This is a genomic window from Candidatus Pantoea deserta, assembly GCF_003813865.1.
In the GTDB taxonomy this organism is placed as follows: Bacteria; Pseudomonadota; Gammaproteobacteria; order Enterobacterales; family Enterobacteriaceae; genus Pantoea; species Pantoea deserta.
This window is the reverse complement of sequence record NZ_RMVG01000035.1, coordinates 1-14808: the sequence shown is the minus strand read 5'-3', so window position 1 is coordinate 14808 and position 14808 is coordinate 1. Positions and strand designations below refer to the sequence as shown.

Annotated in this window: 13 protein-coding genes and 1 pseudogene; 6 read left to right on the top strand and 8 right to left on the bottom strand. The window is 50.6% G+C overall.

The window, feature by feature from the left end; genetic code table 11:
- Positions 1 to 535 precede the first annotated feature (535 nt).
- From BBB56_RS22815 to BBB56_RS22805, 3 genes and pseudogenes are all read right to left on the bottom strand, one after another.
- Entirely contained in the window at positions 536 to 2104 is a 1569-nt protein-coding gene (locus BBB56_RS22815) for an AAA family ATPase (RefSeq protein WP_123803181.1), read from the bottom strand.
- Between the two features lie 171 nt (positions 2105 to 2275).
- A pseudogene (locus tag BBB56_RS22810) lies at positions 2276 to 2470 on the bottom strand (phage integrase family protein); the annotation flags it as partial.
- Positions 2471 to 2511: 41 nt separating this feature from the next.
- The gene (locus tag BBB56_RS22805; RefSeq protein ID WP_123803180.1) at positions 2512 to 2889 is read right to left on the bottom strand and encodes a hypothetical protein; all 378 of its coding nucleotides are present in this window, start codon (positions 2887 to 2889) and stop codon (positions 2512 to 2514) included.
- Positions 2890 to 3328: 439 nt separating this feature from the next.
- Here BBB56_RS22805 and BBB56_RS22800 point away from each other — a divergent pair, with 439 nt between their 5' ends.
- Positions 3329 to 4147 (top strand): helix-turn-helix transcriptional regulator, encoded by an 819-nt coding sequence (locus BBB56_RS22800; RefSeq protein ID WP_123803179.1) that lies wholly within the window; start codon positions 3329 to 3331, stop codon positions 4145 to 4147.
- Here BBB56_RS22800 and BBB56_RS22795 read toward each other — a convergent pair.
- Together BBB56_RS22795 and BBB56_RS22790 are read right to left on the bottom strand one after the other, a co-directional pair.
- Entirely contained in the window at positions 4118 to 4756 is a 639-nt protein-coding gene (locus BBB56_RS22795) for a LysE family transporter (RefSeq protein ID WP_123803178.1), read from the bottom strand. The two genes, BBB56_RS22800 and BBB56_RS22795, sit on opposite strands and share 30 nt — an antisense overlap.
- Positions 4753 to 6054, bottom strand: coding sequence for a DUF8614 domain-containing protein (locus BBB56_RS22790; protein ID WP_123803177.1), 1302 nt, complete (start codon positions 6052 to 6054; stop codon positions 4753 to 4755). The genes BBB56_RS22795 and BBB56_RS22790 overlap by 4 nt, the downstream gene beginning before the upstream one ends.
- Before the next feature lie 318 nt (positions 6055 to 6372).
- Here BBB56_RS22790 and BBB56_RS22785 point away from each other — a divergent pair, with 318 nt between their 5' ends.
- Complete coding sequence (locus tag BBB56_RS22785; protein ID WP_199756300.1) at positions 6373 to 6882, top strand: MBL fold metallo-hydrolase; 510 nt, start codon at positions 6373 to 6375, stop codon at positions 6880 to 6882.
- 137 nt (positions 6883 to 7019) lie between these two features.
- Here the strand turns inward: BBB56_RS22785 and BBB56_RS22780 are convergent, their stop codons facing one another.
- Entirely contained in the window at positions 7020 to 7991 is a 972-nt protein-coding gene (locus tag BBB56_RS22780) for a LysR family transcriptional regulator (RefSeq protein ID WP_199756299.1), read from the bottom strand.
- A gap of 84 nt (positions 7992 to 8075) precedes the next feature.
- On the opposite strand from BBB56_RS22780, the gene BBB56_RS22775 reads away from it, so the two are divergent.
- Both BBB56_RS22775 and BBB56_RS22770 read left to right on the top strand, forming a co-directional pair.
- Positions 8076 to 8567 carry a GNAT family N-acetyltransferase gene (locus BBB56_RS22775; protein ID WP_123803176.1) on the top strand — a complete coding sequence of 164 codons (492 nt, stop codon included), beginning with the start codon at positions 8076 to 8078 and terminating at the stop codon, positions 8565 to 8567.
- Between the two features lie 108 nt (positions 8568 to 8675).
- Positions 8676 to 10157 carry an amino acid permease gene (locus tag BBB56_RS22770; RefSeq protein WP_123803175.1) on the top strand — a complete coding sequence of 494 codons (1482 nt, stop codon included), beginning with the start codon at positions 8676 to 8678 and terminating at the stop codon, positions 10155 to 10157.
- Positions 10158 to 10444: 287 nt separating this feature from the next.
- Here BBB56_RS22770 and BBB56_RS22765 read toward each other — a convergent pair whose 3' ends face one another.
- Positions 10445 to 11779 (bottom strand): aminotransferase-like domain-containing protein, encoded by a 1335-nt coding sequence (locus BBB56_RS22765; RefSeq protein WP_123803174.1) that lies wholly within the window; start codon positions 11777 to 11779, stop codon positions 10445 to 10447.
- Positions 11780 to 11881: 102 nt separating this feature from the next.
- Between BBB56_RS22765 and BBB56_RS22760 the strand changes: the two genes are divergently transcribed.
- On the top strand, positions 11882 to 12772 hold the full coding sequence (locus BBB56_RS22760; protein ID WP_123803173.1) for a DMT family transporter: 891 nt from the start codon (positions 11882 to 11884) through the stop codon (positions 12770 to 12772).
- A 250-nt stretch (positions 12773 to 13022) separates the two neighbouring features.
- Here BBB56_RS22760 and BBB56_RS22755 read toward each other — a convergent pair whose 3' ends face one another.
- On the bottom strand, positions 13023 to 13490 hold the full coding sequence (locus tag BBB56_RS22755) for a GNAT family N-acetyltransferase (RefSeq protein ID WP_123803172.1): 468 nt from the start codon (positions 13488 to 13490) through the stop codon (positions 13023 to 13025).
- A 517-nt stretch (positions 13491 to 14007) separates the two neighbouring features.
- Here BBB56_RS22755 and BBB56_RS22750 point away from each other — a divergent pair.
- On the top strand, positions 14008 to 14463 hold the full coding sequence (locus BBB56_RS22750; RefSeq protein WP_199756298.1) for a GNAT family N-acetyltransferase: 456 nt from the start codon (positions 14008 to 14010) through the stop codon (positions 14461 to 14463).
- The last annotated feature ends 345 nt before the right edge of the window (positions 14464 to 14808 follow it).

The following is a 14808-nucleotide window of genomic DNA, read 5'->3' as shown; positions in this document are numbered from 1 at the left end:
AGCTGCTGACGCGTATTGAAGAGATGGTCTCAGCGGGCATTACGCCAGCGGAAATTGTGGCGGTACTGGGCAGAAAAGGAGCGCGCGTATGAATACTGTCATGATAATACCAGCAGTGGCGCCTCCCCTTTATCCGCAGCGGCACAGGGTATGCAGACTGCACAATGTATCCTCACGCCCTGCGCAGTCTTTAGCGCAGGCGGAGACGACAGCAAGAAAGAATAGCGCATGCCCTCCTGTGCTCACGTTGCTGAGTCTGTCTGAGAATATCGGGCGGCCCGCTTCTGTGGCGTCAGAACAAACTTCACTGGCAATGATGCACCAGGCTGAAGCGCAGGCGCAGCGTTTAGCGCAGGCTTATCGTGAGGGCAGACCCGCCAGCATGTCGGCGATGCGGTTCAGTGACTGGCCGTGCTTTATGGCCACGGTCAGAAACTTACAGGGAGGTCAGGCATGAAAGGGGTAACCAACGCATTTTCCGTATCGCAGGATGAGATCGCGCGGGTGCTGGGCCAGTGCTTACCGGCTCATAAGGCTATTCAAGCTCAGCAGCTTTAGTCAGAATTTCTATCCGAATATCATGGATATAATTACTCCAGGCGGGACTGTACTTACTGATATAGCTTAAAACAGTATGTTCAATGTTAGGTTTGCGCGCCAGATGGTTCAGTCTTTCATAATAGTCATGCCAGTCAGGTAAGCCCTGAATCGATAATGAGTACTGTTTCAGCTTGGTGAACTCGGCACGCTCTTCGACTGTGACATCTGCAGCATCAATGGACTCAAACCATTGTTTATGGTTGTATTCAGGAGCTCCCTTCTGTGGAAAGTCAGTGAGACCGAACTCAAAAATACGGTCCAGCACTAGGCGCCGCTGAGGCCTTTTATCCGTACCGGTCAGGCATTTCTGGATGATTTTGAGTTTCTCCTGTGTGGTACGACAGATATCGCCGTCCAGAATGCACATGACTTTGCTGATATCCTTTCTGGCCAGCATCAGTCCGGCAAGCACGACGGCAGAGTTTTCCGCGGCTCCGAATAGTTCCACATCTACCTTGTCAGTAAGGGCCTCACGCTCAAGCAGGACGTTAACCGCCGTACGCGCAAGCTCATCTTCAACAAACACACTGACCATTTCCGGCTGAATGTCACTGAGTTGCCGTAACGCATCAGCTGATACGCCCGGAAAGGCCTGCACGCCGGTCCCCATATTGAAAATGCTGACGATATTGATGAGTCTTTTAAACTGAATGACGGATTCCCGGTGAGTTGAAAAGACGATTTCCAGCAGGGAACTATCGGCTATTTCAATGAGCTCGCTAACCAGTCGCTTAAAGGCTTTCTCATGCAACAGCACATCTAGCTCGTCAATCAGAAGTAACCCGTTAGGATGAAGCAGAGGATCGTGGGCTGCCCGCAGCACTTCATAAACGCGCTTTTCACCAGCGCCCATCGTGTGTTCAGTATAGGTAACACCATTCTTGGTGAGCTTGATAAAGGAATAATTGCCACGTCCAGACGTACATATCATCAGGTCAGAGTAATTTGCCTCCATCACCCGGCTCATGGAATGAAGAATTTTTGTTTTCAGATGTGGAGGACCAAACGGTACGCTGCGGTATTTAGAGTGTCGGGAGGCAGCTAAATCGTCAGAAAGGGTGCCGAGTGTCTGTAAGCCAAGGTAAAGTGATTCCTTGACTGGACGACGTTCATATATCGGCATCCATCGCTTTACTTTTTTGTAATCCTGACTGAAAACATCGTTTGGTGCCAGCGAGGATATGAATAGGATTCTGGCTCCGTTATTCATCAGAGTACCTGCATAGTACTGAGCCTTAAAGCCACTGTCCCGCCAGTTATTTTCATCATGGGGCGTAAAAAAATCTGAAAACTGGTTATTTTCTTTGGAAGTGGTAGCCCGGGGTCTGTAGCAGCAGGCAAGGGCGTGAATGATCGTCGATTTACCGGAGCCATTCATGCCCATAATGGCGGTGACATTTTTATCGGGTGGAAAATCAATAGTGCAGTCAGTAATGCCTTTCAGGTTCTGAATTTCAATTTTCTTTAGCCGCAGCTGAGCGGGAATATTTTGCCTGCCTGCCATTTTTGATTTCCTGTATAAGTGTGGCTTCCGGTGCAGGATAATGTACCTCATGGAATAAGAAATATCTTAACTACTTACGCTTTGTCCACATAAAGTCATTTCCTCTTTAAATCTAAAAGTCTACTTGCGGCTGATACGAAACTAAAAGGCACCCGTTGCTGACATTGCCTCTGTGATAGCTATCGCTTCGTTGATACATACCCCGGTGTTCCACAGGGTAGTGAACAGCATCTTGTGGTGCAGATCCGGCACGTATTGCAGCAGGGCACTGATTTCCGGTTCCGGCAGATACTGCGCATACTCGTCATGCCGGGCCGCCATCTGACGCTGGGCCAGCGCCGCGGGATAATCGATGGCCACGGGCAGCTGTGCAGGCGGCTAGGCATATCCACACGAAACGATTTCTGTCATGGTTTCTTTCCTGATGATGAACCGTTGCCGATCATCGCAGTCATAAATTCGCGCTCCTCTTCCTTGCGGCCATTGATAAAAAACGACCCTTCCAGCTGCAGGGAGGCTATCGCGGTATCAAAAATGTTTCTCACAACCAAAACGGCATTCCTCAGATCATGGACGCAGACCTCAACCCTGGAGTCCGTTCTGGTATACCCGTTACGGTGAGATAGGTCGTCTCTCAGATCGATCAGTCCCTGCTGAGGAGAAAGCGGCCAGTCGCACAGAGAATGAAGAACAGCAATGAAGTATTCTCTGATGTTTTCATGGTCCTGAAATGTCATTCCGGATATAACGAGGCGCGCTACCGGACAAAAGAGAGATATCTCCATTCTGCAGCTTTCTGCTTCTCGTTTTTACTGAAACGTACGGACTGGAGATAATACGTATCCCTGAAACGTCGCAGCGGCCAGTCATGGTTGAGAAGGGCGCGCGCAGTACATTAGGAAGGCATCCCTAACAGACACGCTATGTGCGATACCCAACGTCCGCTTGTGGCACAAAGCGGACATCAGGAACAACATCCTTCTGTCCCTTTCCTGCATTGCCAGTCCGTGTGTTCTGGTGAACTAACCGAAAAACCCAGCTAGATTTACCAGGCCGCGCGGGCCCGGTCTGGTCAGGAAGGGACATATCCGATTACTGGCAGACTAGCGCCCGGAGGATAATTTATTCGCTGGAGTCCTAAAACCACCAGTTGAAAAAGCGTTCAGTAAATGGTTTTATAATTCATTAATAATTATTCACTATTACTGCATAAGGTCAGATACGTTGTCACTAGAGTCTGCAGAATGGTTTAGCCGGAATGGCATAGAGTGTTCGCGGGTCAGAGCCCGTAATTCGGGCTTTCCGAAACATCTTCACGATGAATATGTCATCAGTGCCAACCTGACGGGGGTGGAGGAAATCTGGCTGGCAGGTAAAACCGCGTATGTTAAAAGTGGTCAGGTTACCTTATACAATCCGGGAACCATTCAGGCTTCGCGTTTTGATACTCAAGCCGTGGAATTCATCAGTGTGCACATACCCCAGACAGTGATAAAAATGCTTGCAGATGAGGACAATCTCAATAGCGCTCATGAAGCCCCTGTTCTGCGAGAAGGCATAATTAATAACACTCGCCTGTTTGACGCGTTGTACCGTTTTGCAACATCAGCCCGGCTGGAGCAGGGCACAGATGAGGAGCAGGAACTGATTTTACTTTGTGGTGAGCTGTTTGAGACGCCAGCTCTACTTCAGAAGGATGATGAACAGAAAATCAACGTTGTTATTGAGTACTTGCGGGAGCACCTCAGCGTAAAGCCGCAGCTGGAGATGCTCGCGCAGCTGGCGGAGATGAGCAAATATCATCTTGTTCGCTTCTTCACCCGGCATACGGGTATGCCGCCTCTGCAGTATCATATGCAGCTTCGTCTGCACCATGCCCGCGACTTGCTTCGCAGAAACGTGCATCCGCTCGATGCGGCGATAATGCTGGGATTTTACGATCAGAGTCATTTCATTAATGCGTTTCGCAAAGTGATGGGGACAACCCCCCATCACTATGCTTCGCAGGTCAGATCAGGCCACCATAAACTCCCGGTACCCTGACACAATCACGTAAAGCGCAAAATAGCTGAATATGAGCGCTGAGGCTATGTAGGAATATTTAAGCAGACGGTGACCAAGCAGTTTGCCACCAAAACTCCCAACCAGGCACAATACACAGGTCCAGAACATTCCCGCAATGAAAAAGCCACTCAGAAACCAGGACGTTGCCGTAACGCTGTGCTGGCCCATCCGGGATATCAGCGCACCGCCCACTGTCGCAAACCACAGAATGGCCGTGGGGGAGGACATGGCAAGTACCACGCCCCGGCCAAATTCACGCAGCAGCGGGCGATACTGATGGGTTTCGCTCACGTTAAGCTCTGAAGCCTTCCTGAATGCGGCCACCAGCATTTTGCCGGCGAACCACAGAAGCATCGCGCCACCGCCAATCCACAGTATCCAGCGTACGGCTTCATACTGAAGCAGTACGGCCATTCCCGCCAGCGCCAGTAATGCATATGCCAGGTCACCCACACAGGTTCCCATTCCCAGCCAGAAACCATGAAAATACCCGCGTTGCATGGCAAGGGTAATCATGGCGATATTGGCAATTCCGATATCAAGACACAGCGAAAGGCTCAGTAAAAAACCATTTGAAAACTCGATCATAACGTAAAACCTTTAATCTTCTGGTCGTACTCGATCATATCGACAGTTTTACCCAGCCGGTTCAGCAGCAGATCCGCCTCTTCACGCTGATGGTGAGGTGAATAGCATTGCAGGAACGCCAGGGCTGCCTCTGTATCACCCTGTAATACAGAACGTGTCATTGCTGTTGCCAGTGCCGTCAGAGCAGGCTTCACCGCGCTGAGTTCCACCACATAATGCGTCCCACTCCAGTTCAGACACTGGTGTTCAGTTAGCCACTTGAGCTGTATATAGGCCGCCCCTGCGTCAGGATAATCACATGGGCCGCGGCGCAAATATCTCAGCATTTCCAGCAGGAAAATTTTTAACTGCAACGTCTCATTCAGCTGTAGGGCCTGCCGGGAAGGCTCTGTCAGGCACATCAGCAGCCCAAAGACATCGGCCAGTGCTTCCTGCACAACCATTGATCCCCATCTGTCCTGTTTACTTAATTTGCCAAACATCATCTTTTCAAGGACAACGGAATGCCCCAGATCATGACCGCGGAACCAGGCGATCAGGTGGCGGGCACAGAGAGCGCTGTCCGGTATAGCTTCATGCCGCCAGCCAAGCAGGGAAGCCTGGGACTGGGCAAAGCGTTCAAACAGGTTCAGATAGGTATTTGCAAACACAATGGTGCGCTTCTGGGGGGCGTATTTCACCCCTTCATCTTCAGGAAAGAAATAGGCGAAATGCTTGGGATAGCTGTTAGCTTCGCCAGCAATGGCAAACAGGTCGACAATTTTGTAGCGGCATCCAGGCAGCGCAACCAGCCGCTGGTCGATATGATTTTGCAGCCAGCTCAGGTTGTCCGGAAAGAGCTCATCCACCACATCCGAAACTTCCTGCAGCCCGCGATCGGGTAACCCAAACCAGGCGGAATAATGCTGCGTGCGAGACTTACCAACCCATGTAGACATATAACCTATTCCCTGCACCAGTTCCTGTTCATCCAGTCCTGCTATCTGCGGGAGAAGCTCTTTTGCTGTGCTGGCGTCAGAGAGGATTTCTGCACGTAACTGCAACGCTTTGCAGGTATCCGGATCGTCAAATTCCTGAGCAAGCTTGAAACAAATAATGCTGAGCTTTTCTTCAACAGACTGAAGCAGCGTACTCCCGGTCCGTGTGGAAACCGGGTGAATATGACTGGCTGCCTCTGCAAGACGCGTAGCCTGGTGGATAAGATCCAGCGCAGCGGGCGAAAGCGAGTCAGGCAGAGGGATATCCATCATGTGGATATGATATGAGTCAGCAGCGGGCCAGAACGGTGTCGTAAACATGAAATTCCCTTCCATTATAAGTAACGAGAGGTTTACTTAACCACTGCATCTGTAATCGGTATTGGAAGGAATTGCGCGAAGGGGTCAGAAAGAACGGTGCACTTCAGAACCAAACCGACTACTCCGCTTAGCAGTAAATTGAAGGGTACGTAGAAAAGCGTGATAAAGCGGAACCAGGCAGTCTAACGCAGTGACAGAGCGACAGGGGGCGTTATACACGCGAGAAATGCCCTGCAATGCATAAATCAACAGAGTTCGGTACAGCAACGTCCGCTTCTGGCACATAGCATACTGGTGCAGTTCCATGAGGCTATCGGCGTGAATCCAGCCGATATCAGTTACCTCATATGCACTCATCTTGATGAAGACCATTCCGGCAATCATGATTTATTCAGCAATGCGGAGTTCATCATTCAGAAAGAACATTACGAGCTGGCCAGAAACGGGCATCCTCGCTTGAACGCAAATCGAGAATCATGGGACCATCCCTCCCTCCGGTATCGCCTGATTGAAGGTGATTATGAGCTTTTACCGGGCATCGTCCTGCTTGAAACCAGTGGGCATGTTCCAGGTCACCAGTCTCTTTTAGTGCGGCTTTCTGAAACAGGAACCGTTTTGCTTGCCGCTGACGCTGTTATGCATCACTCAATGGCAAATGCGGCTACACGCCAGATGTTTGTCACCGATATGGAGGATGAACCCGGTATCAGGCGGGGTACGCAAAAAATAGCAGACCTGGCTGAAAGCGAAAATGCGGCGTTCGTGGTTTACGGGCATGACACTGAGCAATGGGCTTCGTTACGTCTTTCACCTGCTTTTTATGAATAATTTTAAGGGCATGCTCTGCTAATTGTTCATTGATGCCCCTTACGTTTCTAACGTCAGCTTCTAACACAAGACTGTCCGCTATGAGCGATGAGCCGACATTCGCAGATCGTAGTTCATACTCGCATTGCGGTGTGTTATCAGCGGGAGCTGGTCACATAGGCTGCCGATGATTTTGTATGAGTTAAAGTGTTCATCACCTCATTTATAACTTCCCTCATCCAGTGATGACCTGGAGTAACACTGCGCCCATGATGGAAATACACGTTCAGCACGTAGGGAGAAACAGAAAACGGCACAGCAAAGTAGGTCAGCGCTTCCGAACTGAACAGGGTTGTTATCGCCCTTTCGGGCAGTGTGGCAATCAGTTCTGAATTTGCGACGATTGCAGGTGCTGATAAAAGGCTGGGAAGTTCGACAACAGTGCGTCGCCGGATATTTAGTTTTTCCAGCTCCTGATCAATGGTTCCGCGCGCTTCATTCCACGGATTAACAACTACATGACCTTCCGCCAGAAACTGCTCAAGTGTCAGCTTTTCAGTTATACGCGGGTGATGACTGCTCACCGCAACCATGTAATCATCCCTGAATCCCTCAATCACACCAAGCTGACTGTGATGGCTCATCTCAGGCGTCTGAAATCCTATTGCGAAATCTACCTTCCCGGTGACGAGGTCCTCCAGAGAATCATGGCCTGTAGAGTAGATGGTTCTAACCGAGATACCGGGTGCGGACTGTTGTAAATGGGTAACAAGCGCCGGTAAAAAGACAGCCGCCGTGTAATCCGTCACGGCAAAGCGAAAGGTCTGAGTGCTCTTTTCAGGACGAAATACGTTTGCTGATCGCAGACTTTCCGACATCGCATTCAGCGCGGCAGATAAGCCGGGGGCGATGACGTGGGCTCTGGCCGTGGGCTGCATGTTGCTACCCTGCCTGATAAAAAGCTCATCGTTAAGGGTTGTCCTGAGTCGTGACAAAGCGTGGCTCAGAGCTGAAGGGCTGGTTGCCAGCTCTCCGGCAGCCATATTTATTCTGCGATGCCGGTAAATCGCATCAAAAACAAGCAGCAGATTCATGTCGAGAGTACGCAATTCATGATGCATATTGTTCATATTATCTCTGAATAGAATGCAGTATGTTCATTATACTATTCGGGTAGAATGCTGGCGTCCAGAACCAGAAACCGCAGGTAAAAAATGACCAGTCCAGATTTCCGCAAAGTCAGCATGTCAGACCTCGACAGATGTTATGCAATTGAAAGTGAAGCGTATGAAGGTGACGAAGCCGCAACGCGGGAAAAAATTGCCACACGTATTCAACAGTATCCTGAAGGATTTCTTTGTGCTGAGCTGGACGGAGTGCTGATTGGCTTCATCAACTCCGGGTGTGCATGGGATGTCGTCATGTCAGACGAAGAGTTCAAAGAGCTTGTTGGTCATGATGACGCCGCACCGAACGTGGTGATCATGTCGGTTGTGCTTGATCCTGCTTATCAGGGAAAGGGCTACGCCGGTTTAATGATGCGTGCATTCATCAGTGCTATGAGAGAGAAAGGCAAGAAAACCATTCATCTCATGTGCAAGACGCATCACGTTGAGCTCTACAGGAAATTCGGCTACGTGTATATCAAACCATCGGACTCAGATCATGGCGGCATGGCCTGGCATGAAATGATCATGACGCTGTAGTTATCTGTTCCGGCAGGCCGACCGGGCTGCTGCCAAAATCCTTTTTTCTGTCTGCAGAATTGCCGGACGTCCCGGCGTTTCTGCGCGTCTGCTTTATCAGGTATGAATATGTCATCTGTTTGTGAACCGTCCCCGCAGACGGGGCTGCGCCGTGTGCTCAAAAGCCGGCACATGTCCATGATCGCCATTGGCGGCTCTGTCGGGACCGGATTGTTTATCGCCTCTGGTGCCACAATTTCTCAGGCCGACCCTGCTGGCGCACTCCTGTCATACATCCTGATTGGCGTGATGGTTTACTTCTTCATGACCAGTCTGGCGGAACTCGCTACCGCTATGCCGGAATCTGGTTCCTTTGCCCTGTACGGTGCACGTTATGTCGATGAAGGATTCGGCTTCGCGCTTGGCTGGAACTTCTGGTTCAGCTGGGCGGTAGCGGTTGCCGTTGATTTGGTTGCCGCGCAGCTGATAATGGGATACTGGCTGCCTGACGTTCCAGGCTGGGTTTGGAATGCAACATTCCTCGGCATTATCTTCTTACTGAATGCGGTATCTGTCAGAGGATTTGGCGAAGCTGAATACTGGTTTTCACTGATAAAAGTGACCACCGTACTGCTCTTCATCATAACCGGCCTTATGATGATCGCCGGTATTCTCAGTGGTGCACCTTCATCAGGCTTAGATAACTGGTTTACCGGCAGAGGACCCTTCTCGGGCGGTCTTACCGCGTTGATTGGGACGGCAATGATTGCCGGAGTGTCATTTCAGGGAACCGAGCTGGTCGGTATCGCGGCCGGAGAATCGGATAACCCCGGTAAAGCCATTCCACGGGCTGTCAGGCAGGTATTCTGGCGGATATTGCTGTTCTACGTTTTTGCGATTCTAGTCATCAGTCTGATCGTACCTTCCGACGATCCCCGTTTACTCAGAAATGATATTGCCGATATCAGCGTTAGTCCTTTTGCTCTGGTATTCCGGAATGCCGGGTTGCTGTCAGCTGCGGCGATCATGAACGCCGTAATTCTGACTTCCGTTGTGTCAGCCGGTAATTCCGGTGTTTATTCTTCAACGCGGATGCTCTTTAACCTGTCGCGTGAAGGAAATGCGCCCCGCATTTTTTCCCGTCTTACTCAGCACGGCGTCCCTCTTTACGCACTCATGGCCACGATTATGGTGACGGGTTTGTGCCTGCTAACCTCTCTGTTCGGTAATCATGAAGTCTACATGTGGCTGCTGAATATGACCGGCATGACAGGATTCATATGCTGGGCCGGTATTGCCGTCAACCACTACCGGTTTCGTCGCGGGTTCGTTCGACAGGGGCATAAGCTTTCCCGGCTGCCTTACCGAGCAGCATGGTTTCCGCTGGGGCCCGCACTGGCTTTTGGAATGTGTGTCGTCGTCATGCTCGGGCAGAACTATATGGCGTTTATGCAGCAAAGTGTTGACTGGTACAACGTCGCGGCAACCTATGTCGGGATCCCGCTGTTTTTACTGACATGGCTGGGATACAGAATTACCAAAAAGTCACGCTTTGTGAGTTATGACGATATGATCTTTCCCCAAGAGGTCACCGGTGATAAACAGGCTTAATAGCTTAGTATTAGGCGTCATTTCTTTTGGAGTGACGACTATTATGGTTTGTACTGATTCGGCAACTTTTATGCCGGAGCAGTTGTTGACTATAGCGGTTTGCGGTGGGGCGCTGACATTCAGCCTTATTGCTCTGGCTGACTTGTTGTTATACGGCCTCATTAGAATACTCGAGGCACTTAAAACAAAGTAAGGTGCCAGCAACATCAGTAACTGGTGTGCAGCCAGTTACTGTCTCATCTTAAATGAACGGCTATGTTCGCTTTTGGCACAAAGCGGACATTCGCTCAGAGATCTTGCTGATACTCAATAGTCTCTTTAATTGTAATAAGGGCCTCGCTCAGTTGATTCATAGTTACTGAGCCAAGCGCGAGGCGAATAGCGTGCGGCATGCTATGTGAGGTGTTGAAGGGTTCTGCTGTGGAAACTGAGATGTTTTGCTGCATCAGCTGGCGGACAAGTTTGTCAGCCCTTACTTCCTGAGGCAGTTGTAACCACATAAAGTACGAGTTTACATGGCTTATCCACTTACTGTTCGCCAGTATCTGGCGGGCCAGCGCCTGACGCTGACGGGCGTCACGTCTTTTAAGCGACTCAAAGCGCCTGATGGTGCCATCCTTGATCCAGCCGCAGACAATCGACACCATGAGAGAGGGAGTATTCCAGGTCGTTGCCCTGATAGCCCGCTCCAGGGCTATGCGCATGTCAGCGGGGCATACAACGGCACCCACACGCAGGCCAGTGGCAATGCTTTTAGCGAAACCGGTTACGTACACGGTTCTTTCGGGCGCATAAGTCGCAAGCGGCGGCGGGGGACGGCGGACAAGGAAAGCATAGGCTGCATCTTCAATGATGAGCAGATCGAAGGTTCTGGCAATCAGGGCCAGTTCCCTGCGCTGGGCATCATTCAGCACCCAGCCAAGCGGGTTATGCAGTGTCGGCATCGTATAAACTGCGCGGAGATGCCTGCGCTGGCAGATTTGCCTGAGTGCTGTCAGGTCCGGTCCGCTGGCATCGGCGGGTATCGCCACGAGTTCGAGATGGTACAGACTGGCCAGCGCCTTGAAACCGGGATAAATCAGCGCGTCAACTGCTACCACATCACCGGGTTTTAGCAGTCCCATCACTGCAACGCTAAGGCCCTGCTGCGCGCCATTCACAATCAAAACGTCATCGGCTGACGGGGTCAGGCCGGTGCCATGAAGCCATGTCGCGATGGTCTCTCTGTCGCTCTGCCTGCCAGCATGAGGCTGGTAACGCAACAGTGAAGCCAGATCGCCTGATGTGGCCAGCTGTCGCATTGCTTCGCGTAACCGTTCCGCCTGGTCCGGCAGGGAAGGATAGTTGAAGTTCAGATCGAGCACATCTGACGCCACCGCGTGCTGATCCAAACCCAGCCCAGCGGGCAGCGAGATTTCCCTGACAAAAGTTCCTCTTCCGGTTTCTCCGCTTACAAGACCCATGACTTCCAGCTCAGCGTAAACGCGGCTAGCCGTTGCAAGAGACACGTGTTTTGCAGCCGACAGCGCTCTGTGAGTAGGCAGACGTGTGCCCGGCAGAAGCGTGCCGGCTCGGATAGCGGATGCGAACTCATCCACGATGACTTTGTATCTCGCTTTCATAAATTGTATCTATGACAATTATTTGATTGTAATGAATGCTGGAACTTAGCATGGGAGATGTCAAATTTATTAAAACGTTATATGAACTGAAAGAGGTCTGCTGTGGCAAGAAATAGGGTAAGTAAAACCAATTCAGGACTGAAGTCAGGCTGGTTAAGCGGGCTGGCGGGAGTGGTCATTTTCAGTGGTTCTTTGCCCGCAACCCGCATAGCAGTACAGGAAATGAACCCCTTTTTTCTGACTTTTTTACGCGCTTCAGTCGCCGGTGTGCTGGCCGTTATGCTGATTTTGTTTTTAAGACAGAGACGCCCTCAGCGGTGTCAGCTGATTTCTCTGCTTATCGTTGCGCTGGGCGTAGTAGTTGGCTTTCCTCTTTTGACAGCAATGGCGCTACGGTACGTTACCTCGGCTCATTCCATTATGTTTCTCGGGCTTCTGCCCATGGCAACCGCTATTTTTGGCGTTGTCAGAGGAGGCGAAAGGCCCAGACTGGCTTTCTGGATATTTTCTCTGACCGGCAGCCTGCTGGTGATGGGATTTGCCCTATTCCTGGACGGGGCTGTATCTGTGACGGGCGATGCGCTGATGCTGGCCTCAGTTGTTGTGTGTGGCCTCGGCTATGCCGAAGGCGCAAAGCTTTCGCGTGAGCTGGGGGGATGGCAGGTTATCTGCTGGGCGCTAATCATTTCGCTGCCTGTGATGTTGGTTGCCACCATTGAGACAATACCGAAGGGCATTAGTGATATAAGTCTGCCGGTATGGCTTGCACTGGGGTACGTATCCCTGTTCAGTATGCTGGTTGGTTTTATTTTCTGGTACAGGGGGCTGGCCGCGGGGGGCATCGCAGCTGTAGGACAGTTACAGCTGTTGCAGCCATTTTTCGGTCTAGGACTTTCGGCAACGCTGCTGTCTGAAACGGTTAGCCCGGTGATGATTATGATAACGCTGGGCGTAATCCTTTGTGTAATCGGCTCGCGCAGGTTTGCACATTAAGCCACAACACTTCCGCGGTATTTTGCGGGTCATTAAAAAGCCCGCTGTTGGTACGCAGCGGACAGGTGCTGGCCCGGGTCAGCTATGAGCGAGAAGCGGACCTTTACAATTTCTGCAGCAGACAGCGATTTTGCTGAGCTAGTTGAAATTTGGTTGAGCTAAAGCTGGTCATAACATGCCCTTCACATAAAGCAGCAACCTCAAGCGGGTGGTTTACTTAACTTCACGGATCAAGCGATGAAATGAGTCATTAGCACGTCAGTTTACGAACCATAACTGTTACCAATTCACCAGCGACTACACGTTGCTCTTGCTCTACCCATCCTAAATTTCTGTATAAAGACTGCTTGTCAGGAGTGTAAAGCCAAAGTTCTGTAATATCTTGCTGAGCAGCTAACTCAATAATGCGTTTGATCAGTTCAGTACCTATCCCCTGACCTCGATGAGTTGAGCGTGTAATCACCTCTCCCAACCAGTAAATGCGCGCCGGATCATCTTTAAGCTCATAACAGATGAGGCTACCGGCAGCAGTCACTGTGTTCTGTGCATCTAAAGCCACTAAGGTGAATTCCCTACTATCGGTAGCATTACGCTCAATGAGACGGGTGCGAATTTGTTGTAGACCTGCCCAAGAAGGCAGATGTGACCATTCATTAAACAGTAGTTCCGTTGTTACATGGAGATAATCAGGATGATCCATTAGGTTTTTAATTCGCATTTTTAACCTGATAGTTGTGGGGTTGAACCTCTTTATAGCGCCAGAATGTATTCATCATCAATTAAATGAATTTTGCTAAATCGACTGATCCTAAGGCTTCATAAAACTATTCTTTCGAGTAAGCGGCAACGTCCGTTATTGGTACAAAGCGGCCTGGTGCAGTTCCTTAGAGCATGCAGGCACAGTGGGAAATGAAACTGGACGGTTCATAGAGAGGGGGCGTAGCCAGCCGGTCAAACGTGCCAAAGGCCGGCGGGACTTCACTCTGGTAGCTTACATGAATTATGCGATACCTAAAGGGTTCAGAGGCGGGTAGGGCGGGAGCTTTTCGAATCGGTCATGCTCTGTTTAGGAAGTTGGCTGCTTTGAAGACTAGGGTCCGCTTTGAGCGAAGAGCGGACGTTATGCATTAGCGCTAACGGTTCAATCTTTGGAAGTCAGCTCGATTCAATTCGGATAATTTCTCTCAGATAATGATAAGGTTAAGTCTCCCTGCAACATCTAAACAGGTGTGAACGTGAGCATTTCAGCGATATATGAATGGCGTATGAATGATTTTCTGATTAGTACAGACAATGCAAAGTTAAATATACAGGCTGTGCATCAGTATTTGACGAGATCTACATGGGCAAAAGGTATAGATCTGGAAACCGTCACGGCTTCAGTAGCGAACAGCCTTAACTTTGGCATTTATCACAATGAATCTCAGGCAGGATTTGCACGTCTGATAACGGACTATGCTACTTTCGCGTATCTTTGTGATGTGTATGTGCTTGAGGAATACCAGGGCGACGGGTTAGGAAGATGGCTTATGGAATGTATTCATAGCCACCCGGTGTTTGAAAAGCTTCGTAGGATCTTGTTATTCACAACAACTGCGCCCTGGCTTTATAAAAAGTTTGGCTATGAACCGGTGAATAAGAAAAACTACGCGTGGGCTATCACCCGGCCTGATATCTATACCGATAGATAAAAGCAAACATAACAAGCATTTCTCAATGCCCGGCCACAGTTCCTTTGAGTGTACAACGTCCGCTTCTGGCACAAAGCGGACGTCAGTATCAAAAAGCTGATGGCCCCCTCCGGCTCCCCGGCGCTGCCGGGTCGTCAGCCCCACTGCGCTAACCGGCTGTGCCGGTAAGCTCTGCTGGACCGCGAAGCGTTCCGGGCCTGGCGGCCAGGGTCTGATGGCTGACGGCCAGGTCAACCCCTGCAGCGGGCTTTCGCCCGCGCGCTCACTGGCCACAAAAAGACGTGGCCGCTGCGAACCGGCCCGGCACCGTGGTGTGCCGTTCCGGGGCCGTGCCCTGTTCATCCC